The sequence below is a fragment of the Spirosoma aerophilum genome, from assembly GCF_054782495.1.
The window spans coordinates 1,013,030-1,032,516 of sequence record NZ_BAAGSJ010000004.1; the positions used below are offsets into that span (position 1 = coordinate 1,013,030).

Consider the following 19,487-nt stretch of genomic DNA (forward strand, 5'->3'; position numbering starts at 1 on the left):
ATAGCTAACGCGCTAAAATCATGCTTAAGGAATTTAAAGAGTTTGCCCTGAGAGGCAACGTGATGGATCTGGCCGTCGGGGTCATCATTGGTGCGGCCTTCAGTAAGATCGTCGATTCTGTGGTCAACGACCTGATCATGCCCCTGGTAGGCCGGGCCATCGGCAACGTTGACTTCAGTAACCTATACCTACCCCTGACGGATGCCGTTACGATGGGGCTCTCGCTGGCCGAAGCCCGAAAATTGGGACCCGTCTTTGCGTATGGCAGCTTCCTGACCATCGTCATCGACTTTCTGATTCTGGCCTTCATCATCTTTCTGCTTGTCAGAGGCATGAACCGGCTTATGCGTGCGAAAGCAGCGTCTCCTGATGTGCCCCCCGCACCGACTAAGGAAGAAGTCCTTTTGACCGAGATCCGGGATGTGCTTCGGGCTAACCCAACGGTGGTTCGTCCCAAAGAGATCGCCTGACCGCGTTGCTTACCAGCTTACCTACTTACTACTACACAAATACTTAAACAAGCGACCCCGCTACGGTCAGCTTACACGACACAATGAATGGAAAAACTCTAGTTGGGCTAAGCTTGTTTCTGCTCCCCCTTTTAGCGCATGGCCAGAGCCCAACGAGCGAGACAAACAAAAAAAGTGTGTACCTGAACAGCGTTCTGGGCATAGCGGCTCCTGGCTTATCAGACCTGAATACCCAATTGAAGCAATCTGGTTTTTTGCCTTTGTCGGGTCTCCAGTTTTCGCGCGGGGCGGGGTTCTACACTATTTTCCCGAAGGCCCGGCTGGCCACCCTCTTTAGCTTTGTCTCCTACAGCGGCACCAACACCGAAGCAAACCGCAGTAGCTGGGTTCGGGGCAGTACAGCCGGTACGTCGCTGGGTTTTGTGATCCGCAACACCGACCGGCTGCAACTGATTCCGAACGCCGGGGTGGTTTATTCCTGGTTTGGTACGCGCGTGTCGAAGCAGGCCTCGGGCAGTTCGACGGTTGACGGGTACCTCAACGGCCCATCCGATCAACAGTACATCGGAAAGGAGCAGTTTTTATTCAATATCGGCCTTCACATCGCCAAACCCGGCTTTGGCCAGAGCGGGTTGGCGCAGAAACTCATGGTCGGCCTTAGAGCAGGCTACCTGACCCCCTTCAACCAGGCGAAGTGGAAGACCAGTAACGCGACTACCCTCAGCGGTGGTCCGTCAATAAATCCGGGTGGCGCCTACGCTCATCTGATTATAGGCACCCGGTTATAAACGGTGGCAGTGAATCGGCAGCGATCAGGGAGACGGGTAGCCGGGCCGGGACAATTGATCACCAGGGGCTAATACCTGTTTCGGGCACATTGTCATCACTAAAAAACTGACCTGTAGGGCCGTCCGGGCCAAACACAGCGGCTTTTACCACTCTGGCAGCGGCATCGGGCACGGTTCCGGGGCCAGAGTGATTGTTGAAATCGGTGGCCGTGTAGCCGGGGTCAACCGCATTTACCTTAAAGGCGGTGTCGCGCAGGTCATGAGCCAGCACGATGGTGTAGGCATTGAGGGCCGCTTTGGACATAACATACGCCGTGGGCTTGACCGGGTAGTATTTCCAGGCAGGGTCACTATGCAGGGTGAGCGAACCCAGGCCTGAAGTCACGTTAACGATGCGGGGTTCGGGCGACTGCCTCAGGAGGTCTATGAATGATTGGGTGACGCTGATTACGCCGAAAACATTGGTATCAAATACCTGTTTGAATACGTCAATGTCCGTTTCGAGTGCGGTATTCGGCATCGAGCCGTGGATACCGGCATTATTGATCAGCACATCCAGCACATTCGTTTTTTGACCTAGCACGGCGCGGGCCGCCTGTATCGAGGCAAGGTCATCCACATTGATTTCAATAGGCTCTGCCTGAGTTAATCCCTCGGCCTGTAGCTGGCGAACGGCCTCCTGCCCTTTCCGGATGTCCCGGCTGCCCAGATATACGTAATACCCTTGTTGTAGTAATTGTCGGGCGGTTTCGAAGCCAATGCTTTTGTTGGCACCTGTTATCAGTACTGTTTTCATGTTTCAGTTGTTTATGGGGCAAAGCTACGGCGCCCCCTGCTGGCAACTGAAACACATATTACGGTATTACTGGTACATTTCGCGGATACTGGCCCGGTACTCGGCCGGGGTCAACGCTGTTTCGCGCTTGAAGAAGCGATTGAAGTACGATGCGTCCGAAAAGCCGAGATCGAAGGCGATTTCCTTGAGCGACTGCTGCGTATGGAACAGCAAGCGCCGGGCTTCGAGTACCAGGCGGTCATGAATGTGCGTGATGGCAGGCTTACCGCTTTGGGACTTTATTACTTCACTCAAATACCCGGCCGATACGTTGAGCAACGAAGCATATTCACTCACCAGGTGCAGCTGGCGAAAGTGTTCGTCGATTTTGGACTGATATTTTTTTAGCAGCAGGTTATCGGTCAAAACAGGCTTGCTGGTGTACTGCTCGGTATACAATCGGCTCAAGTACGTAAGCAGTACCGTCAGGTAGGCCGTCAGCATGCGTTGCTGCCATTCGTTGGGTCGTTCATACTCGGCGCTGATCTTCGCCAGTATATCCTCCACAAACGCCACGTCGGCCTCCGTCAGCCGTAACTCATGGCCGTTTCGGGGATTTTGAATAAGCGGCAGTTTACTCAATGACGCATTCTCCTGAAAGGCCAGAAACTCCTTCGTAAAGGCAATTCCTGTACTCCACAACTGACTAAAGCCTTCCTTCACAATAATCTGACCGGGGCCCGTAAAGTAAACTGTATTGTCTTTCAGGACGTAGGGCGTCATGTCGATCCACTGACGGCTACCCGCCCGTCTAATAAAAACGATCAGATAATGATCCTTCCGGTGCGGAATAAGAAGCTCTGACTGATTGGGGAGAGTTCCTTCAAAATTATATACCCTGAACTGTCTATTACCGGTCGCTTCGTCGGGCTCTAAAGCGTAAACCGGTACCTGTTGGTTGTCGTTGAGTAGCTGCATTGCCTAAAACTACAAACTTTTCACATAGCCAAATCATAAAAAAGCCCTGTATGCAGTATACAGGGCTTTTTCTATACATGAGGGTTCCTAAAACCGCCACCGGACAAACGCTTCCATGGCTTCGTATTCGGCCAGGCCGAGTTTGTTATACAGGCCTGCCGTAGCGCCGTTGCGCTCTTCGGCCCGCTGCCAGAACTCGCGGGAGTCGGTACCCTGGTACACCACACCATCTTTCTGCGACTGGTGCTTGAAGATGCCTAACCGTTTTTTCATCACCTGGTCGGGCGACATGGGAACGGCCATTTCGATTTCGTGAATATCCCACTCGGCCCAGGCTCCGCGGTAGAGCCACACCCAGCAGTCTTTCATGAAGTTCTTATGCTTTAACCGACGAACCGATTCCAGCACCGCATCCAGACAAACTTTGTGGGTTCCGTGCGGATCGGCGAGGTCACCGGCTGCGTAAATCTGATGCGGTTTGATCTCTTCGATCAACTTCATTGTAATCTGGATATCGTCTTCGCTCAGCGGCTTTTTGGCCACTTTTCCGGTTTCGTAGAAAGGCATGTTCAGGAAGTGCGCATTCTCGACCGGAATACCAACAAACCGGCAGGTCGATTTTGCTTCACCCATCCGAATCAGGCCCTTCACGTATCGAACTTCGTCGGTATCCATTTCGGAATCTTTCTTGTCCCGTAATGATTGGGCCGCATCCTGGAAAATGCGGGTGGCTTCGGGACTGTTGATTCCAAATTTGGTGTTAAAATCGACCACATAATCAGCAAACCGCAGGGCTTCGTCATCAGCCACGGCAATGTTGCCCGATGTTTGATAACCAACGTGTACCTCATGTCCCTGATCGCGCAGGCGCTGGAATGTACCGCCCATCGAGATGATGTCATCGTCGGGGTGCGGGCTGAAGATCAGGCAGCGTTTGTGGGCAGGCAGTGCACGTTCGGGTCGATTGGTATCGTCGGCGTTGGGTTTACCCCCCGGCCAGCCCGTAATGGTATGCTGAAGTTGATTGAAAACGTCGATGTTAATATCGTACGACTGGCCATACTGAGCCAGCAGGTCGCTCATCCCGTTGTCGTTATAGTCGCGGTCGGTTAATTTCAGAATGGGCTTACCGAGCGTCAGCGACAGGTACGTGACGGCTTTTTTCTTCATCTTGTTATCCCACTCTACTGAATCCACCAGCCAGGGTGTTTTCATGCGGGTTAACTCCGAGGCAGCCGCTTCGTCGATCACGAAAAGGGCATTTGGGTGCGTTTGGAGGTACGATGCGGGGTTCAGTTCCGTTACCAGTCCCTCAACGGCACTCCGGATTACGGGTGCTTTGCGCTCACCCCAGGCCAGCAACACCACCCGACGGGCGTTCAGAATGCTGGAAACGCCCATGGTAATTGCCTTGCGCGGTGTTTTTGGCAAACCACCAAAATCTACCGATGCGGCAGCCCGCGTCGAGTTGTCGAGCATCATCAGGCGGGTGTGCGAGTTGATGAGCGAACCCGGTTCGTTAAAGCCGATGTGCCCGTTTCCGCCAATACCCAGCAGCTGGAAATCCAGACCACCAGCCGCTTCGATAGCAGCCTCGTACTGTTTGGAGAACTCGCCTACTTTATCCGTCCGAATCGTACCGTCGGGAACGTGGTAGTTCCCTTTCGGAATATCGACATGGTCGAACAGCTGCTCCCGCATAAATCGCCAGTAGCTCTGCAACGAGTCCGGCTCCATAGGGTAATACTCGTCCAAATTGAACGAAACAACGTTTTTGAAGCTCAGCCCCTCTTCGCGGTGCATCCGGATCAGTTCGGCATACACCGTTTTGGGCGATGAGCCCGTTGCCAGACCCAATACGCAGGGCGCTCCCTCGCTTTGTTTCTGACGAATCAGATCCGCAATTTCCTGAGCCACCGCCCGCGATGCGTCTTTCGCATCGGCGTAGATGTGGGTAGGAATTTTTTCGTAGGTAATGGCCGCCTGAATAGGACCACCCGTTTTTGCTGCGCCCGGTAATTGCCCGTCCGGGTTGTCGAGTAAAGTAGACTCCGTAATCATGATGCGCTGTGCGGAGGAATTAAGATGAGACAGCACAAAGGTCGAAAAAAATCAGGTAGTTTTTAGCGAATGAGAGACCGAAGAGTAATATTTTTAAAATATTTTATTAATTCATTCCGAATGGTTGCTCTGACAGCTATTATCGGGCCATCTGGTCGGCAACAGTAGCCGTTTTCAGCGAGTCGAGTCCGTTGTTTTCGTTGATAAGCCGGTGCGTTCCAGGGTAATGGATAGCATTGACCTGATCCCGAAACATCAGCCGGAGCAGTTCGCTGTACAAATGCTGCTTCTCTTCACCGAAGCCAAACCGAAGCTCGATCTGCTGGTAAGCGTTAAATTCTTTATGCCGTCCGCGCAGGGGTAGATCGTTACCACTCACATTGGCCGTTACATTGAGCTGAGCACCCGGAAAGAGATCCATCAACGATCGGGTTGTTTCTTCGTCAGCCACGCAGCGAAGGATCATTCGGGTCGGTACCCATTCAAACAGCGTGACATCGCCCCGCTCAAATACCAGCCGCATTTCCTGGCGGTCCATGCGCCCGGTTTGGGTAAAGCCGTGATAAAAATTGACCAGCTTACGACCGGATTCATCGTCGCCGTATTCAACGACGGCCTGAACCTGGTCCTCAATGTCGTTACTATTGGGCCGCTTCATTACCTGAGCCGCTTTCACCGTCCCGTGTCCGAACCAACCGTCAAACATATCGAAGAAGTGGACGCCATGCTCAATGAAGATACCACCACTTTTGCTCCGGTCCCAGAACCAGTGTTCGGGAGACAAGCCTTCGTCGCCCGCATAATTCTCAAAATAGCCGTGAAGGAAATCGCCCAGGAGGTTCTTATCGATCAGGTGTTTGATTCGGGCAAACATGGGGTTATAGCGCTGCATCAGGTTGGTTACCATCAGCAGTCCTTTTTCCTTTGCCAGGGCCAGCATTTCAGCCCCCTGCTCGGGGTTCATGGCCAGTGGTTTCTCGCAAATGACGTGTTTACCGCCATTAAGCGCCAGCATGGCCTGCTCGTAATGAAGAAACGGGGGGGTGGCAATGTAGACAATATCAACGTCGGGATGACTGACCAGTTCCTCCAGACTACCCAGTTGCTCGGCTCCGAATCGCTGGGCGGTTCGGATGGCTTCTTCCCGTTTTGAACCGGCAATGGCGACCAGTCTGGCATTTGGGTGTTGAACAAACTGCTGAACGGCAAACAAGCCGAATCCTCCCATACCAATCACTCCAATGCCTATTTCTCGCTCTTTGGGCGCATTTGCTTCCATATAGATTCGGTTGTATTCATAAAAACAACCGCCTATACAGGCTTAATGTTGAAAGAAACTTGTCGGGACCAGCTGATAAGGGGGTTGACTAATCCAGCTTTCTAGTCCAATAGACCATTGGTTTAGCTGTTTCAACGGATTCGCCCCGGTCCAGCCAGAAGAAAGAACTTTGCAGCTGGTCGTCCCGCGTGTAACCGCGTTTGATCCAGAATTCGTCGAGCGGGCGGTAATCGGCCGGACGGAGCGGGTGGTTTTCAGGACGCTGTACGGAGCAGAAACAGGCCATTTTATAGTGCCCGAATTGCCGGGCATGGGCTTCCCGTTCATCAAAGAAGCGATTCCCTAAGCCAAGACCCCGATAAGCGGGTAACAGGATACTCTCGCCGAAATAGAAAAGCGCGTCAATATCGTATCCAGCCGTCAGAAAAGGCTCCCGGACTTCGGACGTTTCGTCACGCAGGGGTATTGCGGTTGTAGCGCCAACCATCCGGTCTCCATCGTAAACGGTAAAGAGCAGTGATCGTTCGGACCGGGCGTATGTTTCCAGGTAGTTCTTCTCGTAGCTAACCGTCCCTTCGTATAGATATGGAAAATCATGAAAGACCGTAATGCGCAAGGCTGCCAGGTCCCTGAAAACAGTCCGAAACGCTGGCCCCTGTAGCCGCCGAAACGTAAGTAAAGAAGGATCTATAACCGACAAAACACAGTTGATTTATTGGTTCCCCAGAACGAGCGACTCCCAGAGCGGCAGATTGTAATACGTAGTAACCCGGGTAATCTTCCCATCGGTAACCTCCAGAAACGACCCCGCAGGCAGCACATACGTTTGACCGGTAGCGGCAGGCAAGTCGCCATCTGTATTTTTATAGACGCCATTAACCACAAACTCACAGGCAATTCGGGTGCCGGTTGGCTCCGACATAATCACCATATCAGTCAGGGTTTCGTCGTAGCAATCGTCCATATGCTGAAGAAAGCGGGTAAAGGCTTCTTTGCCGATATGGGTAGCACCCTGGTTACTGTCGTGGCGAACGTCCTGATGAACAAGGTCAAGCATCCCCTGCCAGTCTTTCCGGTTAAAGGCATCGTAGTAGTGAGAAGCAGTATCGAAAGCAGTCATGAAAAGCGTTTTTACCGGAGTATTTCAGAGATATTTATCGGGCAAATATAAGGCTTCAGCCAAATTTATTGCCCGTAGACGCATAAAGTTGGCAGGTCCAAGGCGCCAAAGAGCGACCCAAACGGCAGGGCTCATGCACCCGATACTAAACAAAAATCAAATTGCCATTGACCAGGGCTTTCTGGTAGTTGACCAAATCGAACTGGTAGAGGTAGGGGGATTTATGGGCCCCGCCCGTTCGGCGTTCGTTCAGGCGGGTCAGGATGCTTAATCCTGTTATTTTTTTGTGAAAATTCCGGGCATCCAGCGGCCTTCCCAGCACGGTTTCATATAGCCGCTGGAGTTCGGGAATGGTAAATTTTTCGGGCATCAGGTTCAGCCCGATGGGTTGCCAGTTCAGTTGCAGCCGAAGCGTTTGCAGCGCAACATCAATGATCTGGCGGTGGTCGTACAGCAGCGACGGTAAAGTCGTTACGTCATACCAGTCACATTCGTCGGATAGAAAATCGGCGGTGGGCGTTACTTTGGTATAATCCACCAAAGCGTAATAGCCCATCGAGATTGTACGCTCCGGCCATTTCCCATCGAACGCTATGGGTAACTTCTGTCGGCGCCAGGTATCGGCCGTATCATATCGAACAGCATCGCCAAACAAATGAAATTGCTGCAAAAACAAATGCGTCAGCCCTGTCCGCTCACACAACACCCGTTCTGCTGCCGCATCGACCGATTCGGTTTTGTAGATGAAGCCGCCGGGCAAACACCATTCGTTCGTATCCCGCCAGCGGGCTAGTAAAACCTTGAGCCGTGTGTCATGAAACCCAAAAATCACGCAGTCAAGGGACACCCCCAGCAGGCACTCATTGGTTACGGTTTGGAAATAAGCAACCAGCTGTTCAGAATAGGATGTACCTGGCATTAATTATCTTTGTGTAAATAAGACATAATGGGCGAAATCCTGTATAATTACTGGATTTTTCTGGTTTAATCAATCAAATCGCATGCCCTTTTCAAGGCAAGGTATCGATTTTACGATTAGTGGGGTCTCTTTATGTCACCCGTTACCCTTCATATCGTCATTGATCGCTTTTCTATTCGTGCCGTAAAGGCCCTGATTAAATGCTTTTTCTGCTTTACATCTTTGCGGTTCTTTTGCGTCGTCATATATCGGCAAAAACCGTTAATTTTAGTCCCGATTTCTCCTCTGATGATCCTCATACACAGCAGCAACTGTTAATTCCTTATCCATCCAGGCTATGGCTTTAGTAAAATTGACCATTAATAATCAACTACATACGGTAGACGTAGACCCTGAGATGCCCCTGCTTTGGGCTATCCGTGATGTAGTTGGGCTAACCGGCACCAAATTCGGCTGCGGTATTGCCCAGTGCGGAGCCTGTACCGTTCACCTCGACGGTGCCCCGATCCGTTCATGCAGCTACCCGACATCGGCGGCAACAGGACATAAGATCACCACCATTGAAGGGCTGTCGAAAAATGTCGATCACCCGGTTCAGAAAGCCTGGATCGAACATCAGGTGCCTCAGTGCGGCTATTGCCAGTCCGGCCAGATCATGTCGGCGGTGGCCCTGCTGAAACAAAACCCAAAACCGTCCGATGAAGATATCGATGCGGCCATGCAGGGTAATATCTGCCGGTGCGGCACCTACGAGCGCGTCCGGAAAGCCATTCATTCGGCTTCGGCCGAGATGGCCAACGCCCCCAAAATGCCTAAATCAACTCCTAAAATCGGCAAGCGATGAGCAAGAAACCTACCCCCACCGGAACGGATACCGGCACGAGCCGCCGGGGCTTCCTCAAAGCTGCGGGCCTTAGCGGAGCCGCCTTTGCCCTGGGCTTCGGGGCGGCAGATACCTTTGCCAGCCCTATTCTAAACCTCAGCGGCACGGCAGCACTACCGTTAGCCGAGTCCGTTGAACTGACGCCTTATATCCTGATCGACAAATCGGGGCATATTACCCTGATGAACCCCCGGCCCGAAATTGGCCAGGGAACGTTCCAGTCTATTCCGGCCCTCATTGCCGAAGAGCTGGAAGTAGCCCTCGACAAAGTGACCATCCGGCAAACGGGTGGCGAAAATAAATACGGCGGCATGTGGTCGCAGGCCGTAGGCGGTAGTGGCTCCGTTCGGGGTGGCTACATGCAGATGCGCAAAGTAGGAGCCTCTGCCCGTGAGATGCTCCGGCAGGCTGCCAGCCAGCAATGGAACGTGCCGACGGCAGAATGTTACGCCGAAAACGCGACCATCATACACAAGCCAACCGGCAAAAAGCTGACCTATGGACAGTTGGCCGAAGTAGCGGCCAAACTGCCGGTTCCGAAAGAGCCGACGCTGAAAGACCCCAAGCAGTTTACTATTCTTGGTAAATCGACAGCCCGGCCCGATGTACCGATGAAAGTATCGGGACAGGCGATGTTTGGCATCGATGCCAAAGTGCCGGGTATGGTGTATGCGTCTGTTGAACGCTGCCCGGTGCTGGGCAGTAAGCTGGTCAGCTTCGATGCCAGTCAGGCTCTGAAAGTAAAAGGCGTTCAGAAGGCCGTAAAAGTGGAGCGTGTTGTCGGAAAGAATCGTTATGAAGGCGTAGCCATCATTGCCGACAATTACTGGGCTGCCTTACAGGGCCGCAAGGCGCTCAAGGTGACCTGGGACCATAACGGCTTCGACACGTTCAATTCGACTGCGTTCGAGAAGAACCTGCGCGAACTCGCCAAGACAGATGGCGTGCAGGGCCATAACACCGGCGATTTCGACAAGACGTTTGCCGATGCACCCAACAAGCTTGAAGCGCTGTATGAAACACCCGTCGTGAGCCACTCGACCATGGAGCCGATGAATGCGCTGGCCCATTACAAGCCAGATGGCAAAGTCGAGCTTTGGGTATCTTCGCAAGGGGGCGACCTGGCCCGGAATGACGTAGCCAAAGTGCTGAACGTGAAGCCCGATGACATTACTGTGCATATCCTGTTCAACGGCGGTGGTTTCGGTCGGCGGATTACGCAGGATTTTGCGACTGAAGCCGCTACCCTGTCTAAACTGGTCGGCAAACCCGTTAAAGTGATCTGGACACGGGAAGACGACACCCAGCTTGGCCCCTTCCGGCCGATGACATTCTCGGCCATGCGCGGAGCGTTGTCGGCCGATGGGAAAGCCGTTGCGCTTCAGCACAAGGTCATCTCGCCGTCTATCGACGCGACGATGAACGAGACGTACGACAAGACCAAAGCCGACGATACCATGCTCGAAGGTACGGGCGATCAAAAATATGAAATCCCGAACCTCAACACCCGCTATGTCTTCGCCGAAACGCACGTGCCGCTTACTTACTGGCGGTCGGTGACGAGTTCGACGCTGGCGTTCTCGCACGAATGCTTCATCGACGAAATGGCCCACAAAGCGGGGCAGGATCCAATGGCGTTCCGGCTGGCGATGCTCACTAAAGATACCGACGCGAAACGGCTGCTGACGAAGCTGAAAGAGGTGTCGGGCTGGGATACTCCCTTACCGGCGGGCAAAGGTCGCGGGGTGGCGCAATGGGAGTTTTTCGCCGGGCTGGCCGGTCAGGTTGTCGAAGTCTCGAAAGACAAGAACGGGGGCGTCAAAGTCGACAAAGTGTACTGCGTCATCGACCTGGGCACCGTTGTCAACCCCGATACGGTGAAAGCCCAGATGGAGGGATCAATTGCCATGGCGTTGACCGCAGCCACTAAAGATGGCATTACCTTCGAGAAAGGCCAGGTTGTTCAGAAAAATTTCGATGCGAACCGAATGCTTCGAATCAACGAGATGCCAACGGTGGAAGTCCATATTCTGACCGAAGGCGGGCCTACCATTAAAGGCGTTGGCGAGCCGGGTCTGCCTCCGCTAGCCCCTGCCCTGGCCAATGCGGTTTTTGCCGCTACCGGTAAACGCATCCGCAGACTGCCGTTCGATCTGGAAAAAGTTTAATGATTCAAGTTTCGGGTTCAGTGGTTCATGATCAAAACATATTATGGGCGATCTGAACGACTGAACCCGAAACAATATACATGAGAATTGCCACAATCATTTTAGCGGCTGGTGCCTCGTCCCGACTGGGGGGCGAACCTAAGCAACTGCTTACACAGGGCGGAACAACGCTGGTACGACGAATGGCCGAGGCTGCGCTTTCCCTGCAAACGGGCCCCGTGGTGGTGGTTCTCGGCGCGAATGAAGACCGCATCCGTCGGGAAGTAGTCGACCTGCCCGTCCATCTGCCTGTCAATACAAATTGGCGCGACGGGATGGCATCGTCCCTGCAAGCAGGGCTCAAAACGCTGTCTGACGAGCCGCTCGACGCTTTTCTGGTTATGCTGACCGACCAGCCGCACGTTACGGTCGAGCTGTTACGCCAACTCATAGCCACCCAGCAACAGCAAAGCCGGGGCATAGCCGCCTGTCAGTATGGGGAAGCTGGTCATCTGGGCGTACCGGCTCTGTTCGACATCCGCTATCAATCCGAATTTATGCGTTTGTCCGGCGATATGGGTGCCCGCAAGCTTATTCAAACCTACGCCAACGACTGCGCTGAAATTTTATTCCCGCTGGCGGTTATCGACCTCGATACCTGGCAGGATGTGGAAAACTGGAGAAAAAAGGAGGAGGGGAAAGAAGGGGAGTAGGGGGAGTAAAGGGAGTAGGGGGAGGATAACAGCCTACACAATTCCTGTTTGCCTTACTCCCCTCCTCCCTTTCTTCCCTTTACTCCCCCTCCTCCCTTTACTCCCCCTCCTCCCTTTACCATCCCCCCCTTGCCCCTTGCCAACGCCCTTCGTACCTTTGCGCCTGACATGGCACGACTCCTGGCAATCGATTACGGAATGAAGCGTACGGGCATAGCCGTTACAGACCCTTTGCAGCTCATTGCGTCGGCGCTGGAAACGGTTCCTTCTCACGAAGTGCTGAAGTTTTTGAAAGCCTACATCGTACGGGAGCCTGTCGACGCATTTATCGTCGGCCTGCCGAAGGGGCTGGATGGCAACGATACCGACAATACCCCGAGAGTCAGGAAGTTCGTTACCCACCTGCAGAACGCACTGCCCGACATTCCGGTTTATTGGCATGATGAACGATTTACGTCGGTGATGGCCCTTAAGGCGATGATCGCGGGCGGCAGTACGAAAAAAGACAGACGGGAAAAAGGCAACATCGACAAGGTCAGTGCTGCCATTATTCTCCAATCATACATGGAAAGCAACCGCCTGAACCGTGATTTATAGGATTTTATTGATTGCCATGGTTTCGATTACGTTCTGACTAATACATGAATCAGGCAAATCAGCTTAATCCTGCAAATCCAGGTTCGGACAATTTAAGATTATGATTCTCCCAATTATTGCCTACGGTGATCCGGTTTTACGAAAACGGGCCAAAGATATTGAACAAGGTAGCCTCGACGTGAAGAAGCTGAGCGAGAACATGTTCGAAACGATGTATGCGGCTTCGGGCGTTGGTCTGGCAGCTCCGCAGATCGGGCAGAGCATTCGTATGTTTGTCGTGGATGGCGAGCCGCTGAATGAAGATGAGCCCGAGGAAGACATTGACCAAAGTCTCATCGGCTTCAAAAAGGTGTTCATCAACCCCGAAATCATTGAAGAAGCAGGCGACGACTGGGGCTTTGAAGAAGGCTGCCTGAGCATTCCCGGTATCCGGGGCGAAGTGTTCCGGCCCGAAATTATCGTGATCCGCTACTTCGATACCGACTGGGTTGAGCACGAAGAAGAATACGAAGGAATGGCCGCCCGGATCATCCAGCACGAGTACGACCACCTCGACGGGAAGCTGTTTACCGATTACCTCCCCTCTCTCCGCCGGACACTCATCAAGAAAAAACTGTCCGACATTTCGAAAGGAAAGACGGACGCGGAGTATAAAATGAAATTTCCGAAGTAAGTGGAGTGAAGTAGGTGAAATAAGTACATTGAGTCAATCCAGTTTTCATGACTCTGCTATTTTCATCCACTCCACTCAGTTTACTTACTTACACGCACTTCACAAATTTACCATGAACATCACTCTCCTCCAAACCAATCTGTACTGGCATGATCCGGTGGCGAACCGGGCAATGCTGGAGGAGCGCATCTTCAATCTGGCAGAGCCAACGGACCTTATTGTTCTGCCCGAGATGTTCACAACGGGGTTCACCATGGACGCCCAGGCCGTAGCGGAGCCCATGAACCTGACCACCTTTCGCTGGATGAAGCAAATGGCCGCCCAAACGGGCGCGGTGGTTACCGGGAGCTATGTGGTTAAAGAGAACGGTCGATTTTTCAACCGACTCGTCTGGATGCAGCCCGACGGCCAGTTCGACACCTACGACAAGCGTCACCTGTTCAGGATGGCGGGCGAAGAAACGGTTTATACCGCTGGTAGCCGCCGGATGGTGAAAGAATGGAAAGGCTGGCGTATTTGCCCCCTAATCTGCTACGACCTGCGCTTTCCCGTCTGGAGCCGCAATGTCCCCGTACCGGCGGACTTCAGTCCGTTACCTGCACCCACCAGCTTCGACTACGACCTGCTCCTGTATGTCGCCAACTGGCCGGCCGCCCGGCGCAATGCCTGGAACACCCTGCTGCAGGCCCGCGCCATTGAGAACCTGAGCTATGTGGCGGGCGTGAACCGCGTAGGCGAAGATGGCAACAACCACCCCTACTCCGGCGACTCCGCCGTTATTGACTTCAAAGGCGACGTGCTGTTCCGGGAATCAGACATCGAAACGATTCATCAGCAAACACTGTCGCTGGACGAGTTACGCGCTTTTCGCACCAAATTCCCGGCGAATCTGGATGCCGATTCATTTACGCTGCTTCCCTGATCGTGTCGAACAACTCCAGCAGTTCTCTGGCACTACCCAGTGTGGTAAACGTTTTGCCGGTTAGCTGTTCATCAGTTACCATCTCATGCGCCCAGGTCGTGGCGTAGGGAATGTGAATGGCGCGGCCGCCGATGTGAACCACGGGCAGTATATCAGACTTCAGTGAGTTGCCGATCATTAAAAAGTCGGCGGGTTGCACGTTGTATTTTTGCAGGATACGCAGATATGACTGCTCATTCTTTTCAGTCACGATCTCGACGTGCTTAAAGTAGTGCCCTAGTCCCGACCGGGCAATTTTGCTCTCCTGATCAAACAGATCGCCTTTGGTCAATACCATCAGGTCAAAGTGTTTCGATAGTGTTTCCAGTACCTCCCCTACGCCGTCGAGTACCTCGATCGGAAAATCAAGCAGTTTTCGCCCCGTGTCGATGATCTGCTGAATCTCGCTTCCTGTGACGGCTCCGTTGGTAAGCTCGATCGCCGTTTCGATCATGGAGAGGATAAAGCTCTTGGCTCCGTAGCCAAATACCTGTAAACTACGAATTTGAGCATCGTAAAATCGCGTCGACAGCGTCTCTTCGTCAACGTGATGTGAGAGCATTTCGCACAATTTTAGTTTGACATCTATATAGTTCGGCTCATTGGCCCATAGCGTATCGTCGGCATCGAAAGCAATCAGTTTCATCAGCGTAAGGTTTAGGGATAAGTATAAACAAAGATAGCGCCGTAACCATAATCTTATTTTGTTACCCCACCGTTCCATTAATTTGATTTGCGTACCATTGCCGAAATCCGCAATTTGCCCCCTGTTCTTAACGCTATATTTTCCGTTAACCCTATGCAGTTCACAGAGCAGGATCAGGACCAGATTTTGGTTCAGGGCGTTTCACTCGACCACATTGATCAGCAAATAAATTATTTCGTTCACGGCTTTCCTTATCTAAACGTCATTAAAGCCGCAACCATTGGCGATGGCATCGTTCGCGTGGATGAAGACCAGCTATCCGCTTACATCCACCGGTTCGACCAGGCGGCCCACGAACGGACACTGGTGAAGTTCGTTCCGGCGTCGGGAGCGGCTACACGGATGTTCAAATCCCTGTTTGCGGGTCTGGATGGCAAATTCGACAAGTCTGTTGATGAGGTATTTTCCCGCCTGACCGATTTCGCCTTCTACGAAGACCTGAAAGCGGCTATGGCCGCCAAAGGGCAGGACCTGGACAAGGCCGTTGCCGAAAACGACCGGATCACCGTACTCAAGTTTATCTTGACCGAAGACGGACTGGACTATGGCAGCCTGCCGAAAGGCCTGTTGAAATTCCATAATTACCCCGATGGAGCCCGCACACCGGTAGAAGAGCATCTGGTAGAAGGTGCCGCCTACGCCAACTCCGACGGGCTGGTGAAAATCCATTTCACCGTTTCACCCGAGCACCGCAGCCGCTTCGAGAAACTAATCGAGGAGCAGAAAGCCGACTACGAAGCCTGGCTTGGCGTAACGTTCGACATTAGCTTTTCAGAGCAGAAAAAATCGACCGATACCATCTCTGTCAATACGGATAATTCACCTTTCCGCAATGCTGATGGTTCCCTGTTATTCCGTCCGGCGGGGCATGGCGCGCTGATCGAGAACCTCAATGACATCGACGCTGATATTGTCTTTATCAAGAATATCGACAACGTGGTGCCCGATGAGATCAAAGAGCCGACCATCACGTATAAAAAAGTACTGGCTACGGTTCTGCTCGACGCACAGCAACAGATCAACCGTTTGCAGGGCCTGCTGGATTCGGAGGAAGTAAGCGATGGCTACCTGGCCGAAGCCGATGAGTTGCTCCAACGGACGTTATATACGTTGCCCCCGGCGGGGTTCAATAATCTGTCGAAAGCCGAGAAGCTGGACTATATACGTCGGAAACTGGATCGCCCCGTCCGGGCCTGCGGTATGGTTAAAAACGTGGGCGAGCCGGGTGGCGGGCCTTTCTGGGCTAAAAACCAGGATGGATCGGTATCCCTGCAAGTGGTTGAATCGGCACAGATTGATTTGACAGATGCCGGTCAGAAAGCGATTTTCGATGAAGCGACTCACTTCAACCCCGTCGATCTGGTGTGCGGCCTGAAAGACCGTAACGGTAAGAAATACGATCTGCCCGCCTACCGCGACCCGCTTACGGGATTCATCACGGCAAAATCGAAAGATGGGAAAGACCTTAAAGCACAGGAGCTTCCCGGCCTGTGGAACGGCGCCATGGCCGACTGGAACACAATTTTTGTGGAAGTGCCGCTCATTACATTCAACCCGGTCAAAACAGTGAACGACCTTTTACGAAAGGAGCATCAGCCCGGGGAGGAATAGTTTATAAGTTGGTAAGCGGCTACGCCTAAGTTGGTAAGCGGCTACGCCTAAGTCAGTAAGTGGCTGACGCGCGAGTGTTGCTTTCGCGTCAGCCACTTACTGACTTACCAACTTACTAACTTAGGCGTAGCCGCTTACTAACTTAGGCGTTAGCCACTTACCGACTTACCAACTTAGGCGTTAGCCGCTTACTGACTATTTTAAGCTGACAACCGGTTGGCGGAAGCGTCGGCTAGTTCGGGGGAATTGACGCCGATCGCGACTTCTTTCGTTTCGATCGAACCCAGGTTCTGGAATGACAGCAGGGTAGTGTTTTCGTAAACGCCTAAGTTCGCATCCCGAACGCGCTCCATAATTGGGCGCAGGGCACAGGTTACTTCGTCGTTACAGTCGTCACATTTGACGTAAAAGTTGAAGGATACACAAGGCGTTGGCGCAATAGGGCCGTCAATTACCCGCAACACCTGCGCCAGATTAACCCGGCCCGGATCAACGCGTAACAGATAACCGCCACCTTTTCCTTTTTGACTCTGTAGAATTCCGTGGTTGCGTAGTTCAAGAAGAATAGCCTCTAAGAATTTTTTGGGAATATTTTCCTTTGCCGAAATATAGGAAATCAGTACAGGGCCTTTGCCGTACTCTTCAGTCAAAACCTTGAGGGCTTTGATGGCATACTTAGCTTTCTTAGAGATCATTGTTACGGTGATTAAGGTATTAGAGTGAAATGATGGCTTACACAGAATTTACTCCATATAAACGGCAAATTAATAAGTGCTTGTCTCTCAGCCAAAAGCTATGCCCTTTTCCGAGAAAAAAAGGACTGATATCATTTGTAACACCATTCCTCAATTATCTAAACAAATTTATTGCCAAACATTAAGAAATAATCTAAAAGTTCATGGACTTAGTTGGGTATTAGACGTGTATATTTTTAAAAAGTAACAAATACACTTATTATTCTACAGTGTATAAACTAGCGTTTCGCATTTGTTACTCATCCTTTTATTTCCAAAGCCGGTTTCCTAGCTAAATAGACTCATTTACAGCATAAAAAAAGCCGGAGCAAAGCCCCGGCTTTTTATTGCGACACCAATATAAAAAATATTAACTCAGTAAATTATTTGTCGTAATTGGCATTCTGCGGATCCCAGTTGGCCCAGCCTTTGGTCCAGTCGGTTGTTCCGAATGCACCAATAAATGGTTCTTTCGTGAAGAAGGCATCAGCCCCTTTGCCATCCCAGATCGCACCCGTCAACAAGGGCGATCCCGTTTGTGGGAGGAAGTTGGGAGCCGTCAGGTTGAAGCTGGCCGAGTTGAGCAGCAGCGCAGCTACACCGGTGCTCGGAATAATCTGATTCTTGAAAGCCGCCGTGTTGAAGAAGGCAAGGGCCTGATCATTTGTGATCGCACCCGCGCCACGGACCGGCGTGGTCATGTTGGCCAGCACGATACCCCGCAGTTGTAAGGCACCACTGGTTGCATTGTCCAGCGTACCGGTTGTTCCTGTGGGCGCATCCAGGCGAAGCCCTTCCGGATACCCAACCATTAGTGAGTTAAAAATACTGAGCGAGGTATTCCGACGCAGGTGCATAGCCGATTGGTAAGGTCCGCTCCCCTTGGCAGATGGTGTGCTGGAAGGCGTGCCGCTGAAGGCGAAGTTGCTCATGTTGGCAAATACACCAGCGGTTAGGGGCAAACCGGCATTAGCACCCGTTGCAGGTAAACCCGGATTGAAGTTGTCTGACTCAAAGCCGTTCGAAGCCGATTGGTCAGCGACATCCGTATCGCGCAAAGAAAGACCATACTGCACTTTACCGGACCAGCCCCAGTCGGTATCCCAATCGTCGTCCCAGCCGCGGAAAGCAATCAGGTACTTGGCATTGACCGTTCCCCCAAACCACTCGTATGAGTCGTCACCGCTGTACGATACCTGAATATGGTCCAGCGTGGTGCCAGTCCCTACTCCATACAACGACAAGCCGTTGACTTCGCTATTGGCCAGCAGGGCAATACCGCCAAACTCGATGCGTACATATTGCAATGCCCCTGAATTGTCATTTACATCCGAAAAAGAACCTACTGTACCGGGCAAGCCCCCTTCGAAACCCGTAGCACTTGGCTGGTTGACCGGTGCTTTACCAAAGATTACGATACCACCCCAGTCGCCGTAGCTACGTGAACCAGCCGCTTTGCTGGAGGTAAACACGATGGGTGCCGAAGCTGTACCGACGGCATTGATCTTGGCACCGGGCAGAATAATCAACGTAGCCCCCTGCTGCTTACCAGCCGGATCAACGTCTTTGCCTCCCCCTTTAATGATGGTTCCCGGTTCAATGGTCAGGGTAGCCGGTGCTTTCACCTGCACAAAGCCCTTCAAATAATAAATATTCCCAGCCGTCCATTTTGTGTCGGCCGAAATATCGCCCGTTACTTCCACGACGGGCTTGTTTCCCAATTGAAACGCCGTTGTACTGGTTACCGTCGCTCCTCCTGACGTTACCGCAATCGGTGTACCGGCACCTGTAGGTACCACAACGGTTAAGGAACTTGTCGATGCGCCCGTTACAGTAGCAGGTACGCCACCAAAGGTAACGGTGTTGCTGGCGGGTGTTGCATTGAAGGCTGTACCGGTAATAACGACAGTTGAGCCAACCGGAGCAGAGGATGGAGAAAAGCTCGTAATGCTCAGAACAGGAGCGGGCGTATCTTCATTTTTACAGGCAGCGACAGCCGCAAACAAGCCCACTACGAGAGCCAGCATCTGTAACCAGGTCCGACGACGTGATTGAGAAAATTGCATAAACAT

Annotated in this window: 19 protein-coding genes; 9 read left to right on the forward strand and 10 right to left on the reverse strand. The window is 52.4% G+C overall.

Translation table 11 applies throughout. The features are described 5' to 3' along the window. Positions 1 to 20: 20 nt before the first annotated feature. Positions 21 to 470 (forward strand): large conductance mechanosensitive channel protein MscL, encoded by a 450-nt coding sequence (gene mscL / locus ACYVK4_RS06105; protein ID WP_461126587.1) that lies wholly within the window; start codon positions 21 to 23, stop codon positions 468 to 470. Positions 471 to 553: 83 nt separating this feature from the next. Continuing rightward, positions 554 to 1,258 carry a hypothetical protein gene (locus ACYVK4_RS06110; RefSeq protein WP_461126588.1) on the forward strand — a complete coding sequence of 235 codons (705 nt, stop codon included), beginning with the start codon at positions 554 to 556 and terminating at the stop codon, positions 1,256 to 1,258. Positions 1,259 to 1,316: 58 nt separating this feature from the next. Here ACYVK4_RS06110 and ACYVK4_RS06115 read toward each other — a convergent pair whose 3' ends face one another. From ACYVK4_RS06115 to ACYVK4_RS06145, 7 genes are all read right to left on the reverse strand, one after another. Further along, a complete protein-coding gene (locus ACYVK4_RS06115) occupies positions 1,317 to 2,054 on the reverse strand; it encodes an SDR family oxidoreductase (protein ID WP_461126589.1) in 738 nt (245 codons plus the stop codon). 66 nt (positions 2,055 to 2,120) lie between these two features. Beyond that, a complete protein-coding gene (locus tag ACYVK4_RS06120; RefSeq protein ID WP_461126590.1) occupies positions 2,121 to 3,011 on the reverse strand; it encodes a helix-turn-helix transcriptional regulator in 891 nt (296 codons plus the stop codon). An 87-nt stretch (positions 3,012 to 3,098) separates the two neighbouring features. Then, the gene (gene nagB / locus ACYVK4_RS06125; RefSeq protein ID WP_461126591.1) at positions 3,099 to 5,072 is read right to left on the reverse strand and encodes a glucosamine-6-phosphate deaminase; all 1,974 of its coding nucleotides are present in this window, start codon (positions 5,070 to 5,072) and stop codon (positions 3,099 to 3,101) included. Positions 5,073 to 5,211: 139 nt separating this feature from the next. Continuing rightward, complete coding sequence (locus ACYVK4_RS06130) at positions 5,212 to 6,351, reverse strand: Gfo/Idh/MocA family protein (RefSeq protein WP_461126592.1); 1,140 nt, start codon at positions 6,349 to 6,351, stop codon at positions 5,212 to 5,214. 88 nt (positions 6,352 to 6,439) lie between these two features. Continuing rightward, positions 6,440 to 7,051, reverse strand: coding sequence for a GNAT family N-acetyltransferase (locus tag ACYVK4_RS06135; RefSeq protein WP_461126593.1), 612 nt, complete (start codon positions 7,049 to 7,051; stop codon positions 6,440 to 6,442). Between the two features lie 12 nt (positions 7,052 to 7,063). Next, the gene (locus ACYVK4_RS06140; protein WP_461126594.1) at positions 7,064 to 7,471 is read right to left on the reverse strand and encodes a ketosteroid isomerase-related protein; all 408 of its coding nucleotides are present in this window, start codon (positions 7,469 to 7,471) and stop codon (positions 7,064 to 7,066) included. A gap of 145 nt (positions 7,472 to 7,616) precedes the next feature. Next, complete coding sequence (locus tag ACYVK4_RS06145) at positions 7,617 to 8,390, reverse strand: NUDIX hydrolase (protein WP_461126595.1); 774 nt, start codon at positions 8,388 to 8,390, stop codon at positions 7,617 to 7,619. Between the two features lie 337 nt (positions 8,391 to 8,727). Here ACYVK4_RS06145 and ACYVK4_RS06150 point away from each other — a divergent pair, with 337 nt between their 5' ends. The 6 genes from ACYVK4_RS06150 to ACYVK4_RS06175 all read left to right on the forward strand — a co-directional run bounded on the left by ACYVK4_RS06150 (position 8,728) and on the right by ACYVK4_RS06175 (position 14,325). Beyond that, positions 8,728 to 9,234, forward strand: coding sequence for a (2Fe-2S)-binding protein (locus ACYVK4_RS06150; protein ID WP_461126596.1), 507 nt, complete (start codon positions 8,728 to 8,730; stop codon positions 9,232 to 9,234). After that, the gene (locus tag ACYVK4_RS06155) at positions 9,231 to 11,441 is read left to right on the forward strand and encodes a xanthine dehydrogenase family protein molybdopterin-binding subunit (protein WP_461126597.1); all 2,211 of its coding nucleotides are present in this window, start codon (positions 9,231 to 9,233) and stop codon (positions 11,439 to 11,441) included. Before ACYVK4_RS06150 ends, ACYVK4_RS06155 begins: the two co-directional genes overlap by 4 nt. A gap of 80 nt (positions 11,442 to 11,521) precedes the next feature. Continuing rightward, positions 11,522 to 12,133 carry a nucleotidyltransferase family protein gene (locus ACYVK4_RS06160; RefSeq protein ID WP_461126598.1) on the forward strand — a complete coding sequence of 204 codons (612 nt, stop codon included), beginning with the start codon at positions 11,522 to 11,524 and terminating at the stop codon, positions 12,131 to 12,133. Between the two features lie 168 nt (positions 12,134 to 12,301). Continuing rightward, complete coding sequence (gene ruvX / locus ACYVK4_RS06165; RefSeq protein WP_461126665.1) at positions 12,302 to 12,730, forward strand: Holliday junction resolvase RuvX; 429 nt, start codon at positions 12,302 to 12,304, stop codon at positions 12,728 to 12,730. A 100-nt stretch (positions 12,731 to 12,830) separates the two neighbouring features. Next, positions 12,831 to 13,403, forward strand: coding sequence for a peptide deformylase (gene def / locus ACYVK4_RS06170; protein ID WP_461126599.1), 573 nt, complete (start codon positions 12,831 to 12,833; stop codon positions 13,401 to 13,403). A 112-nt stretch (positions 13,404 to 13,515) separates the two neighbouring features. Beyond that, entirely contained in the window at positions 13,516 to 14,325 is an 810-nt protein-coding gene (locus ACYVK4_RS06175; RefSeq protein WP_461126600.1) for an amidohydrolase, read from the forward strand. On the opposite strand, the gene ACYVK4_RS06180 is transcribed toward ACYVK4_RS06175, so the two are convergent. Then, a complete protein-coding gene (locus ACYVK4_RS06180) occupies positions 14,309 to 15,010 on the reverse strand; it encodes an HAD family hydrolase (protein ID WP_461126601.1) in 702 nt (233 codons plus the stop codon). The two genes, ACYVK4_RS06175 and ACYVK4_RS06180, sit on opposite strands and share 17 nt — an antisense overlap. Before the next feature lie 153 nt (positions 15,011 to 15,163). On the opposite strand from ACYVK4_RS06180, the gene ACYVK4_RS06185 reads away from it, so the two are divergent. Further along, complete coding sequence (locus ACYVK4_RS06185) at positions 15,164 to 16,681, forward strand: DUF4301 family protein (protein ID WP_461126602.1); 1,518 nt, start codon at positions 15,164 to 15,166, stop codon at positions 16,679 to 16,681. A 200-nt stretch (positions 16,682 to 16,881) separates the two neighbouring features. Here the strand turns inward: ACYVK4_RS06185 and ACYVK4_RS06190 are convergent, their stop codons facing one another. Both ACYVK4_RS06190 and ACYVK4_RS06195 read right to left on the reverse strand, forming a co-directional pair. Further along, positions 16,882 to 17,376: an RrF2 family transcriptional regulator gene (locus ACYVK4_RS06190; RefSeq protein WP_461126603.1), complete on the reverse strand. Its 495-nt coding sequence runs from the start codon at positions 17,374 to 17,376 to the stop codon at positions 16,882 to 16,884. Between the two features lie 422 nt (positions 17,377 to 17,798). After that, positions 17,799 to 19,487, reverse strand: a complete 1,689-nt coding sequence (locus tag ACYVK4_RS06195; protein WP_461126604.1) for an IPT/TIG domain-containing protein — start codon at positions 19,485 to 19,487, stop codon at positions 17,799 to 17,801.